We start from the raw sequence: 24631 nt of genomic DNA on the forward strand, positions 1-24631 counted from the left end.
GAGGGTAAAAATGCAGAGCATTATTAACGACGCTTTAAAAAATGCTGACCTAGAAAAAGAGATGAAAAAGGCCAGCACATCAAATGAAACGGATGACGACTTCTGCGGACAGCCACGCATCGTAATTATCGGATGCGGAGGCGCTGGCAACAACACCGTAAACCGTATCCACCACATGGGTGTTTCCGGTGCAGAGACGATCGCAATCAACACTGACAAGCAGCACCTGGACATGATCCAGGCCGACAAACGTATCCTTATCGGTAAATCATTAACCAAAGGTCTCGGCGCCGGTGGATACCCCGATGTCGGTAAACGTGCAGCAGAGATGGCTCGCCCCACCCTTGAGGCAATCCTGGAATCAGCAGACCTTGTCTTTATCACAGCAGGTATGGGAGGAGGTACCGGTACCGGTTCAGCTCCCGTTGTTGCATCCATTGCAAAAGAGCAGGGCGCAATCGTAGTCGGCATGGTCAGCTACCCGTTCCAGGTAGAAAAGGCCCGCTTGATCCGTGCAGAAGAAGGTCTTGAGGCACTTGCAGCAGCAGCAGACTCCGTGATTGTTCTCGATAACAACCGGTTGAAGAACTTCGTCCCGAACCTCCCGTTAGGCCAGGCATTCTCCGTAATGGACCAGCTCATCGGTGAGACCGTCAAGGGAATTTCAGAAACAATCACTGAGCCATCACTCATCAACATTGACTATGCAGATGTCCGCGCCATCATGTCAAAGGGCGGCGTTGCAGTCATGCTCGTTGGAGAGAGCAAGCAGCAGAACAAGGCAGAAAGCGTAGTCCGCGAATGCTTAAGCAACCCGATGCTCGACATCGACTACCGCGGCGCAACCGGCAGCCTGATCCACATCACCGGTGGCACTGACCTTACCTTACAGGATGCAGAAGAAGTTGCAACCTCACTCACGTACGAGCTCGACCCCCACGCAGATGTCATCTGGGGCGCCCGTGTGCGCAGTGACATGGAAGGCAAGATCCGTGTACTCGCGATCATGACCGGTGTCAAGAGCGCGCAGATCCTCGGTTCACGCCAGTCCTACAAGACCATGGTCAATGATATTGAAAACAAGCGTTCAAACCCCAAGGCAGTTGAGATGCCTCAAAGCAGAAGAGGCGGCAGGGACCAGCCCAGTGGCGGCGGCGTTCTTGAATGGGTCGGTTAAGCATACCGGAACAATTGTTAACACACCAAATTTCCAAACTCCAGTAATTCAGGGAAATGTTGGCATCATCCAACTACCAACATCCTTTTTGTAATGATTCTGTAAAACCAGAGTCAATTGTTACTGATAACCAATTGATGTCACTTCGATGAATGTGGCGAAACGCTTAATTATTCCCCAATCCTTTAAAATATAGTACATTCGATCTGTCCTTCACTGGGAGGAGAGGGGTTTTGCTTTTCAAGAAAAGTGAGACCCGGGTATCGGGAGTTGAACATCATGAACAGAGTGTTGAACAAAGACTTCGCATCGAAGTCTCATTCGAAATATACGCTGGTTACATTTTCTGATGTTTTTCACCCTGCATCCTGTATGCAGAGTTGGTATTTGAGTAACAAAGGAGAGACAGGTTTTCTGCTCTTTTTAGTAAATAAACTCCTTACAATTCATGCACTTCCCGGACAGGAAAATCTGATGAGGAGCTGTAACGCATGTTGAATGACCTTATGGAAAAAAGAAAAAAAACTCTTGCCGAGTCTGAAGAACACAAAAACCACCGCAACGAACTGAATGCATCTGCAAGCAAGTTTGCCCGCGAAAGAAACACGCTCAACAACCAGACAAGGGAGTTTGTAGAAGAAGCGCAGAAAAACAAGGATCTCCGGGATAAATATAACCAGGATGTCCTTGATGTCAAGGCCCAGCGCAATGATTTTAACGATAAAGCAAACGTTCTTTTCGAAGATATTGAATCCTTTAAAAAGGAACATGGCTCTGCAAAAAGCCGCGGCACCAAAGAACTCCAGAAACAGATAGAGTTCATGGAGTACCGCCAGCAGACCGAGGTTTTCACCACCGATAAGGAACGCGAACTGATCGATAAGATCAAGCAGATGAAAAGCCAGGTGCGGGAACAGGAAGCCGAGTTCGAGCAGAACAAAGAGATGCGCACCAAGATTACTGATGCACGCGAATTTCGCAAGCAGGCATCCGATCTGCACGCAAAAGTAACTGAAGTCGCAGAACTTGCCCAGAAGCACCACGACCTCATGGTCGAATCTTACCGAAAGGCTGACAAATCACGCGAAGCCGCCGACGCAGCACACAAGAGTTTTGTCGAGGCACAGGAATCCGCAGATTCCGAGCACAAGTTCTTTATTGCCTGCCAGAAGGAACTTCGCGATTACGATAAGGTCATATCAGGTCTGCGCAAGAAGACCAAGAAAGTCAAGGTCTCCAAAGAGCAGAAAGCGGTCAGGAAAGAAGCAGAGAGCCTGTTTAAGAATTTCCGGGCCGGAGAAAAACTCACTACCGACGATATTTTACTCCTCCAGCGCTCAAAACTCATCTAATTTTTTTACCTTACTTTTTTCTCCGTCAGTAACGGTTTAATAGGTTTACTGCAATTTTATATTAGTAATGACGCAAGGGCGGACATTGGTTCTCAGTGTCGATCGGGATGATGATATCGGCTGGAAAGGAAAAATAGACAGCCCAGTCATTGGCCGAGCGGCGACGGTAAAAGCAGCGAATACGTTAGCCCTTGCCGACCCTGAGGATTCCGATGTCAATGCAATCTTCATGGCCGTCAAAATCTACGATGAACTCACTGGCAAGGGTGAAGATGCGGCCATTGCCGTGGTTGCAGGAAATCACCTGCACATGATAGAAGGGGATCGCCGGATTGCAACCGCACTGGAACAGGTAATACAGGAAACCCAGGCAACTAACTGTATCCTTGTTTCGGATGGCGCTGAAGATGAATACGTTGTTCCCATCATCCAGTCAAAAATCCCTGTGACCTCCATAACACGGGTCATCGTCAACCAGATGCCCAATCTCGAAGGCACCTATTATATCTTAAAGAAATTATTCGATGATCCGAAGATCTCCCGCATGATCTTCATCCCGCTCGGGCTTGCGATGCTGCTCTATGCTTCAGCCTACCTGCTCGGGTATCCCGGGACTGCCACTATCATTGTGGTGGGTGTTATCGGGTGTTACCTGCTCTACAAGGGATTCGGGTTCGATGAAATTGTCCATGGCACCCTCGATGCACTGCGCATCTCCCTCTCGCGGGGAAGGTTCTCGTTCATCACCTACTCAACGACAATCCTACTCGTTATCATCGGGTTTACCACGGGCTTTATCAACGTCTTAAAATATTATTCAACGGACGCGAGTCTTGGTATCCTGCAGTACCTGATGACATTTATTTTTGGTTCTGTCGAATGGCTGATTGTTGCCGGACTGGTAACATCCATTGGTATAATTATCGATGTGTATGCCAATGAACGCGAAGCACTCGGAAAAGTGATCGTCTTTCCCTTCTTTGTCACGGCCCTTGGTCTCATTCTCTACGGAGCCAGCGTATACATTCTGGCAATCGTCAGCAGCCTTCCCGATTTCCCGCTGAATGCAACAGAAGCACAAAGTGCTATCATGTACTCAACCATAGTGGGCATCATATCTGCCGTGCTGGGAGTTGTTGTCCAGTATTTTGTGAATAAGAAAATGACAGAACTCCGCAAGCAGGAAATTATCGAAGTAATATAATCTTTTTCCCGATGCAAAAAAACAAGAATTTCTCAATATCTTTTTATCACAATAAATCCGGTTGTTTACCGATATTACAGAGTCAGCGATTGAAGATCTGACAAGAGACAACCTGCAATCCGGTTGTAACAGGAAAAATATTCCGGCCGGGGTTCACAGGTAATAGACAACTGCATGGTTTTGGAATCACTGAAGTATTCTTTCGGCCTGGATACAGTGATACTTTAAAACAGGAACAACCCCCCAATCCGGACTGGATATCGTATTTCAATTTCCCCTGCATAAATCAGGAAATAATCCCTGGAAAACAGGGTTCCTGAATGAAGAGAAGCCGGTTAGTGGGGCCGACCAGCAGAGAGCAAACGTTCAGGAGGGGGCGCAGGGAACTCATCTTTGTTGGCGGAGAAATACCCCATGCCGGCCGGAAACTCTTTTACCATAGTAAAGTTGCGCGAAACCTGGGGTGTCTCGATCGTAAGCGTGGGGATGGCAACATTGAATTCGTGAGATGGATACCAGTATATCCCATTGCCATACGCAAATGCCGCGTCATCCACGGTAAAATCTGCACTGGAAAGATCAATGCGTTTTATCTGGGCTGTGTCATAATTGAGAATCTTTAACAGCTTGTTCTTGAGATCCTGTTTTCCCAGTAAAAAAAAGATGAACCGCGTGCCTTCATCAACGGTATAATTCACATGGATGGCGGCAGTCCCGTTGTCAAGCCGTACAGTCACATCCTCAATCTTCAGGTACCCGTAGCGCTCTTCATTGGCGGCGAATGCCGGGGTGGCGATGCCCAATATAAGAATAAACAGCAGCGCGATGGCACGGGCTCGCATAGCAATACAAATTCGTGAATACCACATAAATGGTTTTGGGTAGAATCGTGAGAAAATTATCGGATTAAAATAAATTTACGCCGGAAAATATAGAGAAATATTATTTATTATTTAACCAGGATGATCTCAATGCTCGAAACATTGGTCTTGCCTGAATCGGTATCAATGACTTCAGTTGAAGTCACAATCTCTTTCTTGGTAACTCCTTCCAAAAACCGGTTTAAGGAGATCTCTGCGGTATCAACAGCCCGGGAAATAGCTTTGCCCCGGGCTTTGATTGCCACCTGATCTGCACCATTGTTAAACTGTGTGACTACGGCCAGCACGTAGTTCATTACCGGTTTATTCCCGACGAATACAGTGTTCTCTTTGAGCGGTTGCATAGGTACTACCTGTATCAGAGATACTTCTTTTTCACAATCAGTTCTGCATTCAGTACACTTGCACCAGCAGCACCACGGATCGTGTTGTGCCCCATGGCAATGAAACGAACACCCTCACGCAGACGCCCTACTGAAACGGTCATTCCCTTCCCCCGCATCCGGTCAAGACGGGGCTGCGGGCGATCGGGTTCTTCTTCAAAGAAGTGAACGGATTCCGCGGGTTGTGTAGGCAGGCCTTTGATGGGCGGTTTATAATTCCGGAATGCTTTGTTAAGGGTCTCGATCGGTTCCTTGATATCGACCCAGACTGCCATCGTGTGACCGTCAATAACCGGCACCCGGTGGCAGCTGGCGCTCACATTAAACCGGGCATTGGTTACTTTGTTTCCCTTAAGGGCCCCCATGATCTTGAGCGTCTCGGTCTCCATCTTCTCTTCTTCTTTGCCGATATACGGGATGACATTATCATAGATGGACATGGCAGCGACACCGGCAAACCCGGCTCCGGATATGGCCTGCATGGTTGCGACACGGACATCCGTAAATTTGAACTGCCGTAATGGTGCCAGCGCTGTCACCATCACGATGGTGGAACAGTTCGGGTTAGTGACAATGAACCCATCCCTGCCGGCATCCTTCTGGACATCGATGAGACCAAGATGTTCCGGGTTCACTTCCGGTACAACCAGAGGGATATCCTTCTCCATCCGGTAGGAACTTGCGTTACTGCAGACCGCGATCCCGGCATCGGCAAATTCTTTCTCCACATCGATGGCAATCTCTGCCGGAAGGGCAGAAAATACCAGATCAACATCCTTCATCGCTTTTGGCGAAGTGGGTACGACCTTGATTTTCCCAATATTTTCCGGAAACTGCGTGTCAAGACGCCAGTTCACAATTTTTCCATAGGGCTTTCCCGCGCTGCGATCGGATGCGGCGAGCGTCGACAGATTGAACCAGGGATGATCCGCAAGGAGTTCAACAAATCGCTGACCAACCGCACCCGTTGCTCCGAGCACTCCAACATTGATCATAAGTAGTCAGTTCCTGCTTGTGTGTGTATTTCCCGTTTGAGATAATGTCGGGTTGTAAAATTCCATTTCACCTGTGATAATAAAAACGTTGTTTTTTAATATTTTAACGGAACAATCAAAAAAAATTTATTTTAATTTATACAAAAGGGCTTATTGGCCGTCATAAGGGGAAAAATCCTGAAAATTTCAAAATACTCCAGAAAGAAAACCCTTTCCACTATCCAAGATATGCAGGATAAAAGAACAGGATAAAGAAATTACAGCGCAATACAGGAACCCGATGTCGGGGAATGAAAAAAAGAACCGGATTTATTCTCCGGGCTTATTCCATACGAATGGCTTCTGCCGGGCAGACATCAACACAGGTCTGGCAGTCAACGCACATGTCCTTGTCCACTTTGGCCTTTTCATTTTCCATGGCGATTGCCGATGCTGGGCATTCACTCACGCAGGTTTCGCATCCGGTACACTTGGAAATATCAACGACTGCTACCAACTCGTTCACTCCATCGTATATGTTTTACAAAAGACAAAAAAAGGGTTTCGATTGTACCCTCCCGGTAAATTTCAGAAAAAGGGCTTATTTTTTGAGGTTGAGCACATCGCTCATGCCGTAGATACCGGGTTTTTTGCCCACAACCCACCGGGCTGCATGGACGGCCCCGCTGGCAAAGACAGAGCGATCAGACGCATGGTGAGAGAGTTCAATGGTCTCAAAATTCTTTGAGAACATGACCTTGTGATCACCAACAATATCCCCACCGCGGATAACGTGGACACCAATTTCGTTTTTCCGCTCGGTCATACCTTCACGCCCGTACTGCTTCTGCCGGTGGCCGACTTCTTCTTCCAGGATCTCGAGGATGGTCTTTGCCGTACCGCTCGGCGCATCCTTCTTGTTCCGGTGGTGCGCCTCAAAGACCTCGATATCATAGTCTTTCAGCAGCTTCCCGGACTCCCGGACCAGCTGCCAGAAGATATTCACTCCTACCGAAAAGTTGCTGGATATGACGGCAGGAACATTGTTATGAATGGCTTTTTCCATCACAGCACGCTGCTCGGGAGAAAATCCTGTGGTGCCGACAACCAGCGCCACGTTGTTCCGCGCAGCCATCTTCACGTTCTCTACAGCTGCTGCCGCAATCGTGAAATCGATCAGCACATCGGCCCGGGTCGATTTTAAGAGATCTTCAGCATTTTTCGCTTCAACAATTTCAGCGCCGAAAAATGAACTGGGCTTGAGGTTGATTCCCCCGACCAGTTCCATATCGGACGATTCATTGACCATCCTTCCGATCGTCTGCCCCATTCGTCCTGAGGCGCCGCATACTACCACTTTGATCATGATTCAGGTTACCTCGTCCGTTTCGCGGTTACAGACTTTTTCATTGGGTCTGGTTTTGCTGCCGGTTTTTTAGCGGTTACTGAACGTTTTGCACCGGATTTTACCGGGATCGTCGCCAGTACTTTTTTGAGCTGCTCCGTCTTTTTTGCATCCAGTTCATCGAGCGGGAGCCGGACAGGGCCGCCTGCCATGCCCATCAGCTCCACGGCTTTTTTCACCGGGATGGGGTTGGTATCGATAAACATGGACCGGAAGAGCGGGGACAAAGAGAAATGAAGGACAAGAGCCTTCTGGTAATCGCCCTGTTTCATGGCTTCGTACATGGCCACCATGCGCCGGGGATCCACATTTGCGGCAACAGATATGACACCGCTTCCTCCCAGCGCCATGATCGGGAGCGTGATGTTGTCATCACCGGAGATCACCGAGAATTCATCGTCCTGCGTCTCTTCAATGATCCGCGAGATCTGGCCGATATTGCCGCTGGCTTCCTTGACCGCAACGATATTCGGGTGCCGGGCAAGCTCGGCGATAAGATCGGGTTCGAGATTCTGGCCGGTTCGTCCCGGGACATTGTACATAATGATCGGGATATCGAGATCCGCCAGTTTCGTAAAATGCTTGATGAGCCCGGAACGGTTTGGCTTGTTGTAGTACGGACTGATGACCAGAACACCATCCGCACCGATGTCCTTTGCAGCCTTCGTCAGTTTTACCGCTTCTGCTGTGTTGTTGGATCCGGTGCCGGCAATGACGGGTATCCGGCCCTTGACCTTATCGACCGTGATCCTGATTACCTTCTCATGCTCCTCGAACGAAAGGGTTGCAGATTCACCGGTCGATCCACACGGAACAATCCCGTGGATACCACAGGACAGAAGAAACTCGATGTTGCGCTCCAGACCCTGAATATCAAGGCCCATCGCAGAGTTCCGTTTAAAAGGGGTAATAATTGCTGGAAGGACACCTTCGAACATGAAATAGGTTATGAGCGTCTTTTGGTATTTATTTTTCTTGTTATGTACCCGGCGACGCGATTCCGGACACGCTTGCTTGAAATGATTGCTGAAGCGCCTAACTGCACCTTGTTCTCATCAAAGCTGTTGCTGAAGTACTCCCGCTGCTTGGCCAGGATTGCGGTACCGAGATTTTTAATGTATGATGGCTTGATTCCCATTACGATTCCTCAAAAGTTCTATACATTAAATGCGGTTAGAACAGATAATGATATTGTTTGTAACGACGAGCGGATCCTCGCCAAAAACATGGATAATTCCCGGTCGCTGATCTCCCCCGTCATCATATATGACATCAGGAACACCGTCGTTGCAACTGGATGCAATTCCCCAGTCCATGGTGCTGATTCCCGGGGCTTTCTTTGTGCGGTCAAGAGGTACGCATTCAAGGAGCATTGCTTCAAACACCGCAAGTACGTTTCCTGAAAACCGGATGGTCGCGACACTCCGTATGAGCGGATCGCACTTCATTACCGTAAGAATAATCCGCGCGCAGGCATCATCCGCACCAAACGCGCACGGACCACCGGCAGAAACCCTGCCATCGCGGACAATAATTTTTCCCGGCACCGCTGCAATTCCGTTGCTGTCCCGTGCACCCGGTATCGCGTACCCGATGGATGCTCCTTGTTCCGGGACGAGCAGGGGGCTCATCGAGTTATTCAGGTGCATTACTGCCAGCTCAAGCCGTTTGAGGACCTCATTTCGTTGCTGCGCCGGATCGTGCATCCTGCAGGAAAAATGGGCGGGAGAAATCTTAAGGGTGTCTCATATCCGCTCCAGCCCGGTACGGTAAAAATCGGTTAAACCTATATCCTCCTGCAACGAAAAATGAGTTAATGGATGCCCGACTTCTTGATGTGATCATTGGGGTGATTGCCTTTCTGATCCTGATTGCCCTGCTTGCCGTACTGCCCATGGTCATGACCGCAGGCATTGCCTACCTTGCAGCAATAATTGTCTTTATTCTCGTTCTCTCTGGCGCAGGATATCTCGTCAACGAGAAGATTGCGTAGGCGGAGCCGCAGGATGCTCCCCGCTTTTTTTCTGTGAACCCTTTACCGGGGCCCTCTTTTGTGCCTTGTAATAACTGAGCGGGTGACTGACCTTTTCGCACAGGGCATCGCTGTGAATGCACAGCCCGGTGGTGCGCATGGCCGCACACGCAGGAGTGGTGTATTCGGTCCCCGAACCTCCCCTCCCGGTGATATGCTCGACCTGGTACATGGTCTTTTCCAGATCGAAATCGGGTGACCGGGCATAAAGCTGGCCTATGGCATTGGCATCCATGCCAATCGTGTGGAGAAATGTTGTCAGGGCAAAGCGGCCGGCATGCGTCAGGTTTGTCCCGGCAGTCAGCGCCGTGATAAGTGTCTGCATGCAGGGGGGAAACGCACTCTCTTCCACGGTGCCGAACTGCTGGAGCATCTTTTCCTGGTACACCTTTTTGAGCTGGGCAACACCGGGTGCGAGTTTCTCGCAGAGCGAGGGGGGCACCTTATGCGGGAGATCCCTGCGCAGGAGTACGCGGATACGCTCCCGGAGCAATTCATAGCGCTCATCTTTTTTGATATCCACAAAACCGCGTTCAAGCCGGCGGTTGATGAGATTGAACCGGTCCTGGTGCAGGGGGGCTACCAGCTCGACATAGTCCACAAGCGGGATACGATCTTTGGTGATCTGGATACCCAGCTCCTGCGCAATCGCGATGCACAGCCGGGAGTACTCCCCTTCGCCATCCTGGAATTTCTGGTTCCATTCCTCTTCGTTGACCAGGAAATAATATGCCCGTTCGGCTTCGTACCGCGTGAGCCGGTCAACAAGGGTTTTGTCGTGAACGCAGGAGACAATGATCCGGGCCAGTGCATAACTGGCAATTTCATCGTCAACAGAACCGGTAATATCCGGGACATTTGTTTTTTTTACCGTGATTGCGTCCTGGATGCGCCCGAGTGCGCGATCGATCAGCGCCTGGCCCCGTGCATCGGCAAACAGGAAATCAAGTGATGAAAACCGGACCTTGACATGGTCCTGGGCTTTTTTTAAAAACGGAAAATGGGAAAGTTCCTTTGCAGATGGGCTGAAGTCCATCAATCGGCCTCGATCCGGGGTGCAAGGAGGTATTCGACATGCCCGTTACCACCAGCAATGTCAAATGAGAACCTGACCGGGTGATCGATTCCGAGATAGATCTCCACTTCTGCGGCCTTGGACATGACTTTTCCCATGTCTTTTAAGTAATCCAGGGAAAATAGCGACCGGGCCTCTACTGGTGTGAGCGACTTGAGCTCGTCTTTTGAGAACTCGCGCCGGATGTTGTCCGTGTCTCCCTCAGCAATCAGGTAAAAAGTCTGGTCTTTCGGGTTGATCCCCAGCGCGATCTTATCGGAGATGACTGCTGCTGCCTTCATGGCATTGTTTAAGTCATCCCCGGCAATCACGATCTTACCTGGCAGGTTGATGGTCGGGGGATTGGGATCCTTCCTTATGGTATTCGTATCGAGGAGGGTGATCGAGTAGTGGTACCCGTGGACCGAGACCGACATCTTCTGGGCATTGTCGCCGAGCTCGAGGCTGATCAGGTCGCCTTTTCCCGCCATCCCGAAGATGTTCTTCATCTTCGATATGTCGATCCCCAGCTGGCTGTCGGTTGCCTGGTACGAATCGAACGCCTCTTTCTTGAGCGTAAGTCCGATCATCGCAACATTAGCGGTATCAACAGCACGCGTGGATATACCATTCTCGTCCGTATGCAGCCGGCACTCCGGGATGAGTGCCGAGATCGCATCGATGAATTCCCTGAAAATATCTGCATCAATCGTAGCTTTTAACATCGCTTACCCCTTAACACATTATCTTATACAGTATATCGTCATACTTTAATTATAGCGTTTTGGGTTTAACCCGGACATTTTAGGGGAACGATAAAGACAATGGGTTCACAGTGGGGACAGGATAAAACATATCTGCGGGCAAAACACGAGGGATTCCGTTCACGGGCAGCCTATAAGCTGATGGAAATCCAGAAAAAATTTGCAATCATCCGGCCGGATGACAATATCGTAGATTTGGGCGCGGCACCCGGAAGCTGGCTCCAGATCGAGCGGACACTTACTGACGCCAAGATTATCGGCATCGATCTCAACCCGATAGCCGAACTCGATGGGGTAGAAACCATCCAGGGGGATATTAATGATCCCGAGGTCGTGGAACAGGTCAAATCGATGCTCAGTGAGGTCAGCGTCGTGCTCTGCGATGCATCGCCAAAACTCTCCGGGCACCGGAGTTACGATCAGGCCCGGATCATTGCACTCAATGAACAGGCACTCGCGTTTGCCTGCAAAGTCTTGAAACCGGGCGGCAATTTCGCGGTGAAATCATTCCAGGGAACGGACTTTCCTGAATTTTATGCGGAATGCAAAACGAAATTCTATTCCGTAAAAACCTGTATGACGCAGTCTACCCGGAAAGGAAGTACCGAGCTTTACATTGTTGCAAAGAACTTCATAGGCTGAAACATTTCCATGACGCTCAGGGACCCTTACAATCGCCCGGTCAGCAACCTGCGGATCAGTCTCACTCCCAAGTGTAACCTGTCCTGCATCTACTGCCACCGGGAAGGGGAGAAAGCGCCGAAAGAGCAGTTGTCAGCACCGGAAATTGCAGAAATTTTACGGGTTGCCGCACATTTCGGGATCCGCAGCGTGAAATTTACCGGTGGCGAGCCCATGCTCCGTCCCGATCTCCTGGAGATCACCAGGTCGGTGCCTGCCGGCATGGAATCATCGATCACCACCAATGGCACCCTTCTCGCCGGGCTTGCCGCGGATCTCAAGCAGGCGGGCTTACGCAGGGTGAATGTCAGTATCGACAGCCTGAACCATGAAACCTACAAGAAAATTACCGGAACCGATAAACTCGATGATGTGCTGGAAGGCATTGCCGCAGCAGTCGATGCCGGCCTCACACCCGTAAAGCTGAATGTGGTTGTGCTGGCCGGTATCAACGATCACGAGATCGATGACTTCCTGAAATTTGTGCGGGGGAACCGGAACCTCGTGCTCCAGCTGATCGAGCTGATGGATTTCAATAATTGCACCAATCACGGCGATCTCAACCAGCTGGAAGATTCACTTGCTGCCCGCTCAAAGCAGATCATTACCCGTAGGATGCACCACCGGAAGAAGTACTGCCTTGACGGGGCGGAAGTGGAAGTGGTCCGCCCGCTCCACAACACCGAGTTCTGTGCGTTCTGCAACCGGCTCCGGGTGACATCGGACGGGAAACTCAAGCCCTGCCTCCTGCGCACGGACAATCATATCGATATTCGCGGGAAGAGCGGCAAGGAGCTGGAAGCATTATTTGAAAAAGCCGTGTCACTCAGGGAACCGTTTTACAAATAGTGACCCTTTTTAGTTAACAACAATCTGCCTCACGGCAATATATTTACAATCCCGTAACGAACTTGTTGCTATGCAGGATGAAAACGAATTCCTGGCGGTGCTCAACCACCTTTATGAGAAGTCGCTCATGCTCCATGACACCGGCAGTTTCAATAAGACCCTTTACTTTTACTTTATCGATGCATTAGCCCACATCGACTATACGGCAAGCCTCTATGCCTATCATTACGAGTCCCCAAAAAATATCATGGGCGCCGAATACCTCCGCTGGCGCATTGATGAAGAGAAGAAAGGGGACCGGGTAAAATTCAAAGGCTTCATCAACTGGCTGCGGGAAGAAAACCCGAAAAAATTTGACTCCCTGCCCTCATTATGGCAGATGATCTATGATACGGAAGATCCGGCCAGCTACCGGAGTTTCCGAATCGTGCGAGACCCTGACAGCAAATCCCCCATTCCTGCGGATTTCTTCTACACCGTTATCGATGAATTTTTCGACAAGGAATTTTTAAAGAGCCTGTACGAGGATGCTTCCCTCGCGAAATTATTTGTCACGTATTCCACCAATCATTAAAAAACTCAGGTAACCCATGAGAGCAGTCAGCCGCATCTGTGCCGATCTGGTAGCGATCCGTAGTGAAAACCCTCCCGGGCGCACGGATGAGGTTATTGAATATATTCGGGCATTTCTGACAGAAATCGGTATCAGTTCATCCGTCTCGGGAAATACGGCAGGGGAGTGCAACCTTGTCACCACCGGCACAGGCCAGCCGAAAAAACTTCTCTTCTGCGGCCATGTGGACGTAGTGCCGGCCCTGGATGCAGGGTGGACCCATCCCCCGTTCTCCGGCATCATCCAGGACGGGTTTGTGCACGGGCGCGGTTCTACCGATATGAAAGGAGGCTGCGCATCCATTCTGGCTGCCTGCCAGGCACGGGTGGACCGGAGTGAGGAAATTCCGGCCACCCTCGCCTTTGTCTGCGATGAAGAGACCGGGGGAGAGAATGGGATTCGCCGTCTCCTGTCCGAAGGTGCTCTCACTCCCGGAGACTGTGTAATCGCCGAACCTACGCCATCGAGGCATCCCTGCATTGGCCAGAAAGGGCTCTGCCGGCTCGAGATGGTATTCTCCGGCACGCCCGCCCACGGGTCCCTGTACCCTGCTGTGGGCACCAGTGCGATCATGGAATCCATGACCCTGCTCAACCACGTCAAAGCATTGAATAAAAAAGAATATCCTGTTGATCCCTCGCTCAACGCGATCATTGCACAGTCATCTGCGGTGCTTGGGCGGGAATTCGGCATTGACGGTGTTGGCGATATCTTAAAACGGCTCACGTTCAACCCGGGCGTGATCAAGGGCGGCGAGAAATCCAACGTGGTTGCCCAGCACTGCACCCTTGAACTCGAACTCAGGGTTCCGTGGGGATGCTCTATTGACAAACTTATCACATCGATACAGGCCCATGCAGTTCACGGGAAGATCCTGTCGCAGGAAACACATAATCCCTCGATTACCGATCCGGCATCCCCGCTGGTGGAAATAACCTGTGACGCGGTGAAACGCGTTCAGGAAGGAGAAGTATTCCCCATCGTCCAGTGGGCGGCAAGCGATGCACGTCATCTCCGTGCGGCCGGCTTTAAGGTAATCGAGTATGGTCCCGGCGAGATCCCGACCCTGCATGCCGTAAACGAGCGGACACCAATCGATTCTCTGGAAAAAGCGTCCCTTGTCTACCAGGACATTATGGCAAAATATGCAGAAACAGGATAGATAAAAAAATTATTTTTTCTGCCGGTTCAGGGCAAAGACAATCCCACTGACAACAATGACCGCACCAAATGCGGACAGCGGCGATACCGGTGAATAGGTTGTTTTCTTCTGTACGGGAGTTGTTTCGGTCGGCACAATCTCCATGATTTCCGGGGTGACCACTGGTGCGGCAGTCGTCATTTCAGTTACCAGGGGCACGGGTGTTGCCGTTGTGTAAAACGTGCCGATCCGGCTTATGGTGGGGACCGGAGTAACCGTGCCGGATATGTTAACGATCTGGAGTTTTCCTACCATACTATCCCGGTTCTTCAGGGCATCGGCAAAATTGGGATCAATACCCAAGGCTTTCTTGAAACACTCGGATGCGTCCTGGGGTTTTCCCAGCTGGACATAGGCCAACCCTTTGTTATTCCAGAGCGTGGCATTTTTGATAGTAATACCGGTTGCACGATCAAACGACGTGAGTGCCCGGTCGTACTTGCTGCTGCCCATGTAAGCCAGACCCTGATAGTTAAAAGCCATGAAGTTCTGGGGATCAACAGCAGTACAGCGGTCATAGGAAACAACGGATGCATCAAACTTTTCCAGATGAAGATAAGCATAACCCTGGTTGCAGTAGGCATCCACGCGGTTGGTCTGAACCGTGAAGAGCTTATCATAAGCGGCAACGGATTCTTCAAATCTCCCGAGCTTGAAAAGGCCGTAGGCCCGGGCATTCAAAGCTACCGGGTCTGATCCTCGCAGGGCAAGTGCCTGTTCTGACAGGTTGACAGCCGATTCATAGTTTCCCAGGCCGTTCAAGGCCGTAGCCTTACCGGCCATTGCAGCAGCATAATTCTTGTCAAGCGTAAGAGCATTATTGTAATACGTCAGGGCATCAGTATAGTGGCCCACGGTTACCGCATTCTCCCCCCGGATATACCATTCCTGCGCATCCTCGGCATACACACCAGGAATTGCAAGGATGGCAGCAAGAAGAACCAGAATAATTATTTTTGATCTCATAATCCCATGACGAAATTTCCCTTAATCGCAGATGAATCTATTCATTTTAACGGATTTTTTCAGGATACCGGCCTTCCGCAGGCACACAAACCAATAGTAAGGGCCACGGTGAGTGCACAAAAAGCTGCTGTACAGAACGCCAGGAAAAAGCCACCGGAATCCGCGACCAGCCCGGCAAGGAATGGAAGTACGGCCATACCCAGGTAACTCGTGGTTGAAAAAAGTCCCATGGCAAACCCCTGTGGCGCTTTAACACCGGCAAGGAATGCCATCTGGGCAATCATGACAATGCCGGCCAATGCCCCGATCACGATAAAACCTGACGGAGAATAAAAAGCGATCATAACGCCAAAAATCATCAGGACTGCAGACCAGCGGATGGTGGGGACCGGGGGCAGCGACAAGCGGGAGGCGATGAGAACGGCAATGATCGTAGAGACACTCATCAAGGCAATCCAGATGCCCGCAATATCGGAAGACGCGCCGGAAAATTCCGGGTAGAGCGAGATAACCACGCCGGTGATGCCGACCATGACAACCGAAGAATACCAGAGCCAGCGGTACCCGCTCACCAGGGGCAGGAGGAGGCGGGTATCATGAGCGGTTGCCAGCTGCGGCACTTCGCGGATGAAAAAAGCAGCACATGCAGGAATGACGGCACATCCGGTAAACAGCATTACGCCAATAACCGGAAGGTGGAAGTACGCGCTGAGCCAACCGGCAGTAACCAGACCAGTCACGAGCCCGGCATTGAGCATAGCCATGAAGTACCCGCTCATCCGCTCATGTTCCGGAACAGAGTTGACAAACGACATGGCTGCCGCAATAAAACACCCGGCTCCGACCCCTTCAATAAAACGGATCACTATCACGGGATACGGCGATGAAACAACGGAAAGTACAATACCGCTGAGGATAGTAATAGCCAGTCCAAGGCGGATGAGCGGAACGCGTCCCAGCCGGTCAGAGAGAATCCCGGCAGGGAGCGTACTGAATACGGCGCCCAGGAAATAGGCTGCATAGATCGCACCTTGCAGCGAAGAACTGTCAGCAAATGACGGCAGTACAGGAACGATGGCATTGGAGAGAGCCATTACGACAAAGACCCCGAAAAAAAGAGTGAGCCGGGTCCTCATGGTAACCTGATGATCAGACCATGCGGTAGGTCTCAAGGTTCATGGGTGAGTGCGTCTCGATATGGAACCGCTTGTAGATCGAACTGGCCAGATCGATCGTGTTGTTCTCATCGCCGTGGATACAGAAGATCTTCTCGGGGCGGGGCTGGATCTGCCCGATATAATTCATCAGCTGCCGGCGGTCCGAGTGACCCGAGAAACCATCGACCGTGACAATCTCTAAGTTGATCGTGATGGTTCCTTTGCGTCCCATCGGCACCTCGCGCCAGCCTTTCTGGATGCGCCGGCCATAGGTCCCGTCGGCCTGGTACCCGACAAAGATGAGGGCATTCTTCTCGTCCTGGGCAAGGTTCAGGAGATATTCCATAACCGGGCCGCCGTTCAGCATACCGCTGGTGGTGATGATCACGCAGGGATCTCCGTTGATGACTTTCTCGCGGAGATCCTGCGAGTCCACCTGCTGGAAGCATTCGGCCAGGAACGGGTTCATGCCTTCACGGAAGATCAGGTTCCGCAGGTCCGTGTTGAGGTACTCCGGGTAGCAGGTGTGAATCGCGGTTGCCTCGCGGATCATGCCGTCAAGGTAGATCTTCACCTTGGGGATCTTGTCAAGGCGCATACCTTCCTCGAGCGCAAGCATCACTTCCTGCGAACGCCCGACCGAAAACGCTGGGATGATGACCTTGCCACCCCGCAAGAGGACAGCATTGATCGTTTCATAGAGTTTTGCTTCGGCTTCAATTCGGGGCTGCTGGAAATCGTTGCTGCCACCGTACGTGCTCTCCATGAAGAGTGCTTCGAGACGGGGGAACTGGTTGACCGCCGGGTTGAAGAGACGGCTCTTGGCATAATTGAAGTCGCCGGTGAATGCGATGTTGTACATGCCGTCGCCGACATGGAAGTGCGCAATGGCTGAACCGAGGATATGGCCCGCATTGTGGAACGTGAGCTTGATATCCGGCGCAATATCCGTGACACTGCCATAGTTCAGGGTGATCGAGTGCCGGATATAGGTCTTGACTTCATTGGAGGAATAGGGGATCTTCCGGTCTTCCTTGTGGATCACATCGAGATAGTCCAGCTGGAGCATGGCCGAGAGGTCACGGGTCGGGGGAGTTGAATAGACCGGGCCTTCGTACCCGTACTTGTAGAGCAGGGGAATAAGTGCACAGTGATCGAGATGGGCATGGGTGAGCACAACCGCGTCGAGCTGGGCTAACGGGTGGATCTCCGGCACATAGAGGTACGGCGTGCCGCCCTGGTTATCCGGCTTTTCACCGCAATCGATCAGGATCCGGCTGTTGGGGGTGGTGAGCAGGAATGCAGCCCGGCCAACTTCACGGCAGCAGCCGAGCGTGGTGACCCGTGCCCAGTGATCGCGTTTGAGGGCTTCCTTGCTGGTATCGTCTTTACCGGGAATGTCCCGGTGAATCCGGCGGCCAATCGTCCGCAGGAATGCTTTACGCTCCTCGTTGGTGGAGCGGAGGTACTGGCGGATCTGTTTGACAGTGGAACTTTCAATGGGAGGAGTCCGTACCACCTTGGGAGTCCAGCCGATATGGCGGGTGATATCCCGCAGGGTGGTACCGTTCTTGCCGATCACAACCCCGGGTTTCTCGGCTTCGATCAGCACTTCACCGGTATCGGGATCAAAAAAGATATCGGTGATACCCGCGGTCTCCGGGACAACAGCCTTGATCTCATTGTACGCCTTTTCGGGATCCTCTAATATCGTGGGTCTTACAACAATGCGCTTGCGTAAATCCCGGGCAAGGATCTTGATTAAATCGGCTTCATCGGCAAACCGCTTCGGGTCGTCAGTGTAGATGACCAGCTCGGGGCCTTCGAATTCTACCTGCGTCACCGTGATGCCGTGGGGCACCTTTTCATTGATCTTGTCTTTTAGCTCTTTGAGCCGTTCTTCAATTAACATAATAATTAACGTCCTGAAAAAAAAGTTTTTTATGCGTTGGTTTTTGAAATATATTTTTGAAGTGCGTCTTCACCTAGGATCTCGTATTTTTCTTTGGTAATTACGACGATTTGAATGCCTTCTCCGGATCCGGCATCGCGTTTCATCGCAGATTTCAGCGCTCGTATAGCAATATCAATTGCTTCATCCTCGTTCATATCCTTGCGGAACCGGTCTTCAAGCACACCGTATGCCATGGGCGAACCGGAGCCAGTTGCAACGATCTCTTCTTCCTTGGTTGCGCCACCCATTGCATCCACCGAGTAGACGCTGGGACCGTTCTCGTCAATACCCCCGACAAGGAGCTGGACATAAAACGGGAAGTGCCGGTTCTGGTTTAAATAATTCGAGAGCAGTGTGGCTGACGCCCCGACCGTGATGGGACGGGACCTGCGGATCTGGTAGAGATTGCATTCAACGGTGAGGATACGGGCAAGCTGCTGGGCATCTCCGACACCGCCGGCCGTAGTCATGCCGATCCGGTCTCCCACCTTGTACACTTTTTTTGCTTTCTTGCTTGCGATCATGTAGCCCATGGTCGCCCGCTTCTCGGTTGCAAGGATAACGCCATCTTTAAAAACGATACCGATGGTTGTTGTCCCCTTCATGGACTCCTGTAACTGTTCAGGCATAGTAACTCCCCAAAAACAAATTAACGCCTAAAATTGTTAAAAGCGCTGTAAGGTATTAGATGATATTAAGAAATTTAAAGGTTTTTATTCAGACCCTTCTGTACAGAGGGCCCGGATGAGTTCCCGGTCGAACAACATGGCCACAAGGTGCTTGTCACCGTTGATGACCGGCAGCTGGTCAACCCGTGCCCGGCGCATCTTTAAGGCACACTCGCTGACTTCAGCATTGTGCGGAACGGCAACAACGTTCTTGACCATCGCCAGCTTGACCGGGCGATTGGGCAACTGGACTTTCGAAATGCCGAAACTGATCGTGTGGTTGTCCCGGATGCTCTCCCAGGTCCACTCATCATCATCGGTACCGTTCGAGAAATCGCTCACGCCAACAGAGTCCTCGATACTGGAATTCCTGATGAGATCCCGCTCGGAGATTATTCCCTGCAGTTTGTTTTCATCATCAAGGATGGGGATTGCATCGACACCGGAGATCTCCATGATCCTCCCGACAACCGGCAGGGGTGTTTCTTCCCAGAGAGCAAACGTCTTGCTGGTATAGTTTGTCTTAATCTCATCCTTGATCTTCATCTGGGCCATGGCATGAATCAGGTCAGAGACCGAGAGAAGGCCGATCAGGTGACCGTCCTCAACAACCGGAAGCCTCCGGATATGGTGCTCGACAAGAAGACGGGCAGCCTCATGGATATCTGCATCCGGTCCGATGTTGATCGGCTTTGACGTCATGAGAAGTCCCAGCTGGGTCTCCTCAGGTTTTCTCAGCAGGTCTTTTCGGGTGATGATACCGACAATCTTCTTGTTCTTGATGACCGGCACACCGGAAATACCGGTACGCTTTAAGATCTTCAATACATCATCGCGGTTGCCGGGGATCTCTACGTGGACAACGTCCGAAGTCATGTAGTCTTTGACAAGCATTTCGGTTATGATCTCACCACCAGGGTTGCGATTTTACTGTGGGCGACAACAAACGAGCTGACACTCCCGATAAGCAACTTATCAGCATTGCTCTTGCCATGGGAACCGACTACAATAAGATCGCATTTCTCCTTTTCCGCAAGGGCAACGATCTCGCTGCCGGCATGCCCCTGCTTCATATGCGTATAAAAGGTGACTCCCTCGGTAGCAGCAAATGATTTTGCCTGGGCTAGCTTTTCCTGTCCCTCTTTTTCCAGGACACGGTACATTATCTCGACGTTATTATCATTGGGAAGGGAGGAAAAAAGCCCCGTCTCTACTACATAAATCGCATGAATCTTTGCATTCCAGATCCGTGCCTCATCAACAGCACGGGCCAATGCCCGGTCGCTCACTTCAGAGCCATCAATTGCAACGAGTAAATTAGTAAACACTGGAATCACCCAAAAACATTCCCTTTTTATTTGAATTTACGAATTAAAAACGTTGTGGACAATCTGGCATCCGGTGACCCTTTTTGTGATGGATGCGACCGGATCGCGGCTGAAATGAAGGGCAGAGCGCGAAGGATCGATCTGCAGGAGATTTGCCCGGGCCCCTTTACGGATAAAAAATGATGAGCCCGTAAGGACAGAACCCTGCACGGCTGCACAGAGCAGGTGCCGGGGTTCCATTCCGTAAATCGCTGAGACAAATGCCATTTCCGAGAACAGATCCGGCGGGACGAACATGACATTGTCCGTGCCAAGGTAAAGCGTGCAGCCGAGTTCCTGCATAAGCTGCAGGGGGGGTTTCTGTGCAGTTGCCGTTACTCCGAGGATCCAGTTGGATCGCGGGCAGACGGCAATGGGGATCCCCCGGTCCGCACACTGGCGGAGCTGATGCTTTGTCGCGTGGGTAGCATGGATGATCAGATCCGGATCGAACGCAAGTGCTGCATCAACATCGGCAGCATCGCGTTCACCGGCATGAAACGCAATCTTTTTTCCCCGCAGCCGTGCTTCCTGCACAGAGCGTTCCACATCCTTCACGTCCCGGGCACTGCTGATACCAAGCCCGTCTGCTGTACACTCCCCACCATCGCGACCGAAAATTACCGGGGAGAACGGAAGTCCATCCGCAGCGTCCTTAAGAGCGGCAACACCTTCCGGCCCTCCCTCCCGAAAATCAGCACAGCCGGCAACACCCCCGGTGATCATTCCCCCAATACTCGCCCGCATGCCACTGACGAGTTCCTCCCGGGAGGCTGCGGCAAGCAGTTTATGCTTCAGTCCATGTGGGGGGGTGACCAGTGAGGTGAGATCACCGGTTACATTACAATCCATGGCAATGGTATCGCCAAGGTGAGTATGCGCATTGAACAGTGCCGGGCAGATCCAACCCCCGGGCGCTCGGGGGTTTTCTTCAATGGCAGTAATAATTCCGTTTTCTATGATGATGTCGACGGGTTCCAGCAGGAGCTCGTCGCCAATGAGTGCTTGTCCGGAGATCTGCTGAAGGGTTTTTTTCATGCGAGGTGACTCTTCTTTATATATCCAAAAATGAAATATATTTGCATGGCAAAGAAGCAAGGTGGAAGATTATTATCATCAGCAGGTCTCGTCAATTATTATGACAGCGAAGACCGGCGGGCAATTCATATCGATCCCATTACCGTTATGGCAGTAGCAGCCGCAGTTGGCATCATCGTCATGGTACTGAACTTTCTCTACTGAGAGAATTCCTTTTTCAACACTTTTTTGGTGATATCTTCGTTGTTCCGGAAATACAGGTCATCATGACCTGTCCATTTCGGGCAGTTGCGGAATACCACGGCCGGGATGCCATTGTTGCTCTCGCCCATCACAAAGTTCGCAAAGCCGGCGATCTCATCAGCCACAGCCTCTTCCGTGATCTTGAGCACGTGGCCGAACAGATCCGTATCGCCCCGGAAATCCCGGATCGCAGTAAACCCGCTCCACCCAATCGCATTGCCGGTCTGTCCGCGACGGAAGGATCGCCCGCAGGTATCAGTAATAATTACACCTACATCTTTCCCGCAGCATGCCCGTATCTCATCCCGGGCATCCTGTGCCGATTTCATCGGGTCCGGTGGCAGGAATATGACCATCCCGTCTTCGATATTGCTCTGGTCAACGCCGGCCCGGACTCCGATATGGCCGAATGCCAGTTCGGAAAGGATGAACGGGTGCTCCATGATAATATCGGTCGATGCATCCAGCACAGCCTGGACAAAACGGGGATCTTCCCCATTCCGTTTTCCCAGCCGCTCAGCCCGTTCCGTGGGTATGATGGCCGAGAGTTTTTTGGTATATCCTTTTGCCTTTGAATAGATAGTCGACGCGATGCACAGGATATCGCCGTCCTGCAGGGGGACGCGTTCGCAGATCATCCGGGAAATGTCATCACCCGCATGGATGAGGGGAAGTCCCTGCACGCCCATGACCTGAATATTTTCCATAGTACCAGCTCTATGGGATGAACTGACGATATAGGAGTTTCGTTTTGTGTACCGGGATTTTCATTTTCCCAAATACTCCGGCATGACTACCCTCACCGGAACAGTAAAAGACAACGATAGTGGGCCGGATAAAAAAATCTCCGATATATTTTTATCAGGATAAAGCACATGACGTCTTTACCATGTACCTTGTCATCCGCTGCCCGTCCTGCAGTACCTTTACGTACGTGGACCATTTCCAGAAATGGAAACTCTGCCCCCAGTGCGGACATGCGCATGAAGTAGTAAAGACCCCCGCGTACCTCGAGGTACACGATTTCCACGAGGCCGAACACATTGTAAAGCAGATGCAAAAGCACCTGCATGCAACCAAGAAAAAAGATTTTTCCCCGGAAGAAACCGACGAGCTCCGCCACCATTACACGGAGGCGCTGCGCAAGCGGGTCAAAGGGCATCACACACACTAGCGGACAACTCCTTTTTTTTTTTAATCCAGCGGAAAGCCAAATTTTATGGAATTGGTGGGGTAATCACTCGTGGATCGTTCCCCGGACAAAGGAAGTCCCCACACCAATGACACACAGACCGGTGAAGACCAAAAATGAAACGGTCACGCTGGTCATAAGTGCCGGAAAAACCGCTGGCGTAATCGTGACCGTTCCGATAAATACCGAAAAACTGAACATGGCAATGGCCATTGAAAGCACCTGCCCGAGCGAGCGCATGGTGGCATTCATGCCGGATGCAATGCCGAGATAGCGCTTGTCGACCGAACTCATGATCGCGTTCGTGTTGGGCGAGGAGAAGAGCGCATACCCGAACCCGAGCACCATCAGGGCTATCACGATGGCATAGAGCGGCGTTGACGGGGTCAAAAAAATAAAAAACGAGAGCCCGATGGTCGTGATTGCCATGCCGGCCGTAGCAACAATACGGGGCTCGATCCGGTCGGACAATCTTCCGGCAACGGGTGAGAAGAGGGTCTGGATCACCGGCTGGGCAATAAGGATGAAACCGGCATATTCTGCGGAGAACCCCTGGATGAATTGGAGGTATAATGAGAGGAGAACGGCTACGGCAAAGGTGGCCCCGTAGTTGATCATGGCAGCGATATTGGAAAAGACAAAGGTCCGGTTGCCGGAGAATATCTTCAGATTGAAGAGAGGGGTTGTGCACCGCCGCTCCCACCAGACAAAAAAACCAGCAGCACATACCGCGGCAAACAGCCATGCCAGCCCTCCAGGATCCGGCAGCAGGAGCATGCCGAAGATCCCGGAAAAGAGCATAATTCCGTACACCAGTGCACCGGTCAGATCAAACCGTTCGCCCGCCGCGTCAGCCCACTCGTGTTTCACGCCCTGCAGGGTCAAGGCAATGGTAATCAGGCCAAGGGGGATGTTGATGAGAAAAATTGCCGGCCAGCCGAAGCGTTCCGTAAGAATGCCGCCAAGGAACGGGCCGATGGAGAGACCGGCATAGACCGTTGCGATGGTAATGCCCAGCGCCCATCCCCGCTCGCCCGGGCCATAGACCTGCGTCACAATGGCCACCGATGTGGCAAAGATCATGGCCCCGCCGATTCCCTGGATGAACCGGGCGGCGATCAGGATGCCGGCCGTAGGGGCAAGCGCTGATGCAAGCGAGGCTATTGAGAAGATCAGGACACCGGCAAGGAAGATCTTCTTGCGGCCGTAAATATCAGCAAACCGGCCGAACGGGACGATAAAGAGAGCCGCCGAAACAATATACGCCGATGTAATCCACCCGAGCGTGACAGCATCTGCCGAAAACTGGGTGGCCATTGCCGGGAGTGCAACGGTGATGGACGAGCCGGTATACGGGACAAGAAATGATGCAAGTGATGCAACAAGAAGAATAATCTTTTTTTCCCGTTCATCAACCATGAGTACCAGCTTTTTGTGCTTGAAGGGATTAAGGATATTGAAATCCCCGGAATTGAG

General features: G+C 51.4%; 27 protein-coding genes and 1 pseudogene. 9 read left to right on the plus strand and 19 right to left on the minus strand.

The annotated features are described in order from the left end of the window. Positions 1–10: 10 nt before the first annotated feature. From ftsZ to CVV30_05420, 3 genes are all read left to right on the plus strand, one after another. Complete coding sequence (ftsZ, locus tag CVV30_05410) at positions 11–1177, plus strand: cell division protein FtsZ (GenBank protein PKL70783.1); 1167 nt, start codon at positions 11–13, stop codon at positions 1175–1177. 491 nt (positions 1178–1668) lie between these two features. After that, positions 1669–2529, plus strand: a complete 861-nt coding sequence (locus CVV30_05415; protein ID PKL70784.1) for a phosphoserine phosphatase — start codon at positions 1669–1671, stop codon at positions 2527–2529. Positions 2530–2596: 67 nt separating this feature from the next. Further along, positions 2597–3733 carry a hypothetical protein gene (locus tag CVV30_05420; protein PKL70785.1) on the plus strand — a complete coding sequence of 379 codons (1137 nt, stop codon included), beginning with the start codon at positions 2597–2599 and terminating at the stop codon, positions 3731–3733. Between the two features lie 401 nt (positions 3734–4134). Here CVV30_05420 and CVV30_05425 read toward each other — a convergent pair. From CVV30_05425 to CVV30_05470, 10 genes and pseudogenes are all read right to left on the minus strand, one after another. Continuing rightward, positions 4135–4575 (minus strand): annotated as a pseudogene (locus CVV30_05425) (hypothetical protein). A 107-nt stretch (positions 4576–4682) separates the two neighbouring features. Then, positions 4683–4958, minus strand: a complete 276-nt coding sequence (gene albA, locus CVV30_05430; GenBank protein PKL70786.1) for a DNA-binding protein Alba — start codon at positions 4956–4958, stop codon at positions 4683–4685. Between the two features lie 14 nt (positions 4959–4972). Beyond that, positions 4973–5992 (minus strand): aspartate-semialdehyde dehydrogenase, encoded by a 1020-nt coding sequence (gene asd, locus CVV30_05435; GenBank protein ID PKL70787.1) that lies wholly within the window; start codon positions 5990–5992, stop codon positions 4973–4975. Between the two features lie 322 nt (positions 5993–6314). Beyond that, positions 6315–6488: a ferredoxin gene (locus tag CVV30_05440; GenBank protein ID PKL70788.1), complete on the minus strand. Its 174-nt coding sequence runs from the start codon at positions 6486–6488 to the stop codon at positions 6315–6317. A gap of 84 nt (positions 6489–6572) precedes the next feature. Next, positions 6573–7337: a 4-hydroxy-tetrahydrodipicolinate reductase gene (locus tag CVV30_05445; GenBank protein ID PKL70789.1), complete on the minus strand. Its 765-nt coding sequence runs from the start codon at positions 7335–7337 to the stop codon at positions 6573–6575. Between the two features lie 8 nt (positions 7338–7345). Then, positions 7346–8314: a 4-hydroxy-tetrahydrodipicolinate synthase gene (locus CVV30_05450; GenBank protein ID PKL70790.1), complete on the minus strand. Its 969-nt coding sequence runs from the start codon at positions 8312–8314 to the stop codon at positions 7346–7348. 8 nt (positions 8315–8322) lie between these two features. Further along, positions 8323–8514: a 30S ribosomal protein S17e gene (locus tag CVV30_05455; protein ID PKL70791.1), complete on the minus strand. Its 192-nt coding sequence runs from the start codon at positions 8512–8514 to the stop codon at positions 8323–8325. Positions 8515–8539: 25 nt separating this feature from the next. Beyond that, positions 8540–9082, minus strand: a complete 543-nt coding sequence (locus CVV30_05460; GenBank protein PKL70792.1) for a phosphomethylpyrimidine kinase — start codon at positions 9080–9082, stop codon at positions 8540–8542. Positions 9083–9349: 267 nt separating this feature from the next. After that, a complete protein-coding gene (locus CVV30_05465) occupies positions 9350–10444 on the minus strand; it encodes a DNA primase regulatory subunit PriL (protein PKL70793.1) in 1095 nt (364 codons plus the stop codon). Further along, positions 10444–11187 carry a DNA polymerase sliding clamp gene (locus tag CVV30_05470; protein PKL70794.1) on the minus strand — a complete coding sequence of 248 codons (744 nt, stop codon included), beginning with the start codon at positions 11185–11187 and terminating at the stop codon, positions 10444–10446. The genes CVV30_05465 and CVV30_05470 overlap by 1 nt, the downstream gene beginning before the upstream one ends. Positions 11188–11286: 99 nt before the next feature. On the opposite strand from CVV30_05470, the gene CVV30_05475 reads away from it, so the two are divergent. The 4 genes from CVV30_05475 (at position 11287) to CVV30_05490 (ending at position 14531) form a co-directional block, all read left to right on the plus strand. Beyond that, entirely contained in the window at positions 11287–11868 is a 582-nt protein-coding gene (locus CVV30_05475) for a 50S rRNA methyltransferase (protein PKL70795.1), read from the plus strand. A gap of 9 nt (positions 11869–11877) precedes the next feature. Beyond that, positions 11878–12756 carry a GTP 3',8-cyclase MoaA gene (locus tag CVV30_05480; protein PKL70796.1) on the plus strand — a complete coding sequence of 293 codons (879 nt, stop codon included), beginning with the start codon at positions 11878–11880 and terminating at the stop codon, positions 12754–12756. A 70-nt stretch (positions 12757–12826) separates the two neighbouring features. Next, positions 12827–13330: a hypothetical protein gene (locus tag CVV30_05485; protein PKL70797.1), complete on the plus strand. Its 504-nt coding sequence runs from the start codon at positions 12827–12829 to the stop codon at positions 13328–13330. A 16-nt stretch (positions 13331–13346) separates the two neighbouring features. Continuing rightward, the gene (locus CVV30_05490) at positions 13347–14531 is read left to right on the plus strand and encodes an acetylornithine deacetylase (protein PKL70798.1); all 1185 of its coding nucleotides are present in this window, start codon (positions 13347–13349) and stop codon (positions 14529–14531) included. A 9-nt stretch (positions 14532–14540) separates the two neighbouring features. On the opposite strand, the gene CVV30_05495 is transcribed toward CVV30_05490, so the two are convergent. The 7 genes from CVV30_05495 to CVV30_05525 all read right to left on the minus strand — a co-directional run bounded on the left by CVV30_05495 (position 14541) and on the right by CVV30_05525 (position 21720). Further along, on the minus strand, positions 14541–15536 hold the full coding sequence (locus CVV30_05495; protein ID PKL70799.1) for a hypothetical protein: 996 nt from the start codon (positions 15534–15536) through the stop codon (positions 14541–14543). A gap of 59 nt (positions 15537–15595) precedes the next feature. After that, complete coding sequence (locus CVV30_05500; protein PKL70800.1) at positions 15596–16672, minus strand: MFS transporter; 1077 nt, start codon at positions 16670–16672, stop codon at positions 15596–15598. Positions 16673–16685: 13 nt separating this feature from the next. Next, positions 16686–18605: a beta-CASP ribonuclease aCPSF1 gene (locus tag CVV30_05505; protein ID PKL70801.1), complete on the minus strand. Its 1920-nt coding sequence runs from the start codon at positions 18603–18605 to the stop codon at positions 16686–16688. Positions 18606–18634: 29 nt separating this feature from the next. Beyond that, entirely contained in the window at positions 18635–19276 is a 642-nt protein-coding gene (psmB, locus tag CVV30_05510; protein ID PKL70802.1) for a proteasome endopeptidase complex, archaeal, beta subunit, read from the minus strand. An 84-nt stretch (positions 19277–19360) separates the two neighbouring features. Next, positions 19361–20209: a CBS domain-containing protein gene (locus CVV30_05515; GenBank protein ID PKL70803.1), complete on the minus strand. Its 849-nt coding sequence runs from the start codon at positions 20207–20209 to the stop codon at positions 19361–19363. A gap of 5 nt (positions 20210–20214) precedes the next feature. Then, positions 20215–20643, minus strand: a complete 429-nt coding sequence (locus CVV30_05520; protein PKL70804.1) for a universal stress protein — start codon at positions 20641–20643, stop codon at positions 20215–20217. Positions 20644–20679: 36 nt separating this feature from the next. Next, the gene (locus CVV30_05525) at positions 20680–21720 is read right to left on the minus strand and encodes an amidohydrolase (protein PKL70805.1); all 1041 of its coding nucleotides are present in this window, start codon (positions 21718–21720) and stop codon (positions 20680–20682) included. Between the two features lie 45 nt (positions 21721–21765). Here CVV30_05525 and CVV30_05530 point away from each other — a divergent pair, with 45 nt between their 5' ends. Continuing rightward, on the plus strand, positions 21766–21924 hold the full coding sequence (locus tag CVV30_05530) for a preprotein translocase subunit Sec61beta (GenBank protein PKL70806.1): 159 nt from the start codon (positions 21766–21768) through the stop codon (positions 21922–21924). Here the strand turns inward: CVV30_05530 and CVV30_05535 are convergent. Further along, complete coding sequence (locus CVV30_05535) at positions 21918–22670, minus strand: coenzyme F420-0:L-glutamate ligase (protein ID PKL70807.1); 753 nt, start codon at positions 22668–22670, stop codon at positions 21918–21920. The genes CVV30_05530 and CVV30_05535 overlap by 7 nt on opposite strands. Before the next feature lie 182 nt (positions 22671–22852). On the opposite strand from CVV30_05535, the gene CVV30_05540 reads away from it, so the two are divergent. After that, complete coding sequence (locus tag CVV30_05540) at positions 22853–23137, plus strand: DUF1922 domain-containing protein (GenBank protein PKL70976.1); 285 nt, start codon at positions 22853–22855, stop codon at positions 23135–23137. Positions 23138–23200: 63 nt separating this feature from the next. Here CVV30_05540 and CVV30_05545 read toward each other — a convergent pair whose 3' ends face one another. Further along, positions 23201–24574 carry an MFS transporter gene (locus CVV30_05545; protein PKL70808.1) on the minus strand — a complete coding sequence of 458 codons (1374 nt, stop codon included), beginning with the start codon at positions 24572–24574 and terminating at the stop codon, positions 23201–23203. Positions 24575–24631: the final 57 nt, after the last annotated feature.

This window comes from Methanomicrobiales archaeon HGW-Methanomicrobiales-1, assembly GCA_002839675.1.
Taxonomy (GTDB): domain Archaea; phylum Halobacteriota; class Methanomicrobia; order Methanomicrobiales; family Methanospirillaceae; genus Methanoregula.

What these genes read in the sequence shown, in the direction of transcription:
- ftsZ (PKL70783.1), top strand. Translation starts at nt 11, where the DNA reads ATGCAGAGCATTATTAACGACGCTTTAAAAAATGCTGACCTAGAAAAA.
- CVV30_05415 (PKL70784.1), top strand. Translation starts at nt 1,669, where the DNA reads ATGTTGAATGACCTTATGGAAAAAAGAAAAAAAACTCTTGCCGAGTCT.
- CVV30_05420 (PKL70785.1), top strand. Translation starts at nt 2,597, where the DNA reads ATGACGCAAGGGCGGACATTGGTTCTCAGTGTCGATCGGGATGATGAT.
- albA (PKL70786.1), bottom strand. Translation starts at nt 4,958, where the DNA reads ATGCAACCGCTCAAAGAGAACACTGTATTCGTCGGGAATAAACCGGTA.
- asd (PKL70787.1), bottom strand. Translation starts at nt 5,992, where the DNA reads ATGATCAATGTTGGAGTGCTCGGAGCAACGGGTGCGGTTGGTCAGCGA.
- CVV30_05445 (PKL70789.1), bottom strand. Translation starts at nt 7,337, where the DNA reads ATGATCAAAGTGGTAGTATGCGGCGCCTCAGGACGAATGGGGCAGACG.
- CVV30_05450 (PKL70790.1), bottom strand. Translation starts at nt 8,314, where the DNA reads ATGTTCGAAGGTGTCCTTCCAGCAATTATTACCCCTTTTAAACGGAAC.
- CVV30_05455 (PKL70791.1), bottom strand. Translation starts at nt 8,514, where the DNA reads ATGGGAATCAAGCCATCATACATTAAAAATCTCGGTACCGCAATCCTG.
- CVV30_05460 (PKL70792.1), bottom strand. Translation starts at nt 9,082, where the DNA reads ATGCACGATCCGGCGCAGCAACGAAATGAGGTCCTCAAACGGCTTGAG.
- CVV30_05465 (PKL70793.1), bottom strand. Translation starts at nt 10,444, where the DNA reads ATGGACTTCAGCCCATCTGCAAAGGAACTTTCCCATTTTCCGTTTTTA.
- CVV30_05470 (PKL70794.1), bottom strand. Translation starts at nt 11,187, where the DNA reads ATGTTAAAAGCTACGATTGATGCAGATATTTTCAGGGAATTCATCGAT.
- CVV30_05475 (PKL70795.1), top strand. Translation starts at nt 11,287, where the DNA reads ATGGGTTCACAGTGGGGACAGGATAAAACATATCTGCGGGCAAAACAC.
- CVV30_05480 (PKL70796.1), top strand. Translation starts at nt 11,878, where the DNA reads ATGACGCTCAGGGACCCTTACAATCGCCCGGTCAGCAACCTGCGGATC.
- CVV30_05485 (PKL70797.1), top strand. Translation starts at nt 12,827, where the DNA reads ATGCAGGATGAAAACGAATTCCTGGCGGTGCTCAACCACCTTTATGAG.
- CVV30_05490 (PKL70798.1), top strand. Translation starts at nt 13,347, where the DNA reads ATGAGAGCAGTCAGCCGCATCTGTGCCGATCTGGTAGCGATCCGTAGT.
- CVV30_05495 (PKL70799.1), bottom strand. Translation starts at nt 15,536, where the DNA reads ATGAGATCAAAAATAATTATTCTGGTTCTTCTTGCTGCCATCCTTGCA.
- CVV30_05500 (PKL70800.1), bottom strand. Translation starts at nt 16,672, where the DNA reads ATGAGGACCCGGCTCACTCTTTTTTTCGGGGTCTTTGTCGTAATGGCT.
- CVV30_05505 (PKL70801.1), bottom strand. Translation starts at nt 18,605, where the DNA reads ATGTTAATTGAAGAACGGCTCAAAGAGCTAAAAGACAAGATCAATGAA.
- psmB (PKL70802.1), bottom strand. Translation starts at nt 19,276, where the DNA reads ATGCCTGAACAGTTACAGGAGTCCATGAAGGGGACAACAACCATCGGT.
- CVV30_05515 (PKL70803.1), bottom strand. Translation starts at nt 20,209, where the DNA reads ATGCTTGTCAAAGACTACATGACTTCGGACGTTGTCCACGTAGAGATC.
- CVV30_05525 (PKL70805.1), bottom strand. Translation starts at nt 21,720, where the DNA reads ATGAAAAAAACCCTTCAGCAGATCTCCGGACAAGCACTCATTGGCGAC.
- CVV30_05530 (PKL70806.1), top strand. Translation starts at nt 21,766, where the DNA reads ATGGCAAAGAAGCAAGGTGGAAGATTATTATCATCAGCAGGTCTCGTC.
- CVV30_05535 (PKL70807.1), bottom strand. Translation starts at nt 22,670, where the DNA reads ATGGAAAATATTCAGGTCATGGGCGTGCAGGGACTTCCCCTCATCCAT.
- CVV30_05540 (PKL70976.1), top strand. Translation starts at nt 22,853, where the DNA reads ATGTACCTTGTCATCCGCTGCCCGTCCTGCAGTACCTTTACGTACGTG.
- CVV30_05545 (PKL70808.1), bottom strand. Translation starts at nt 24,574, where the DNA reads ATGGTTGATGAACGGGAAAAAAAGATTATTCTTCTTGTTGCATCACTT.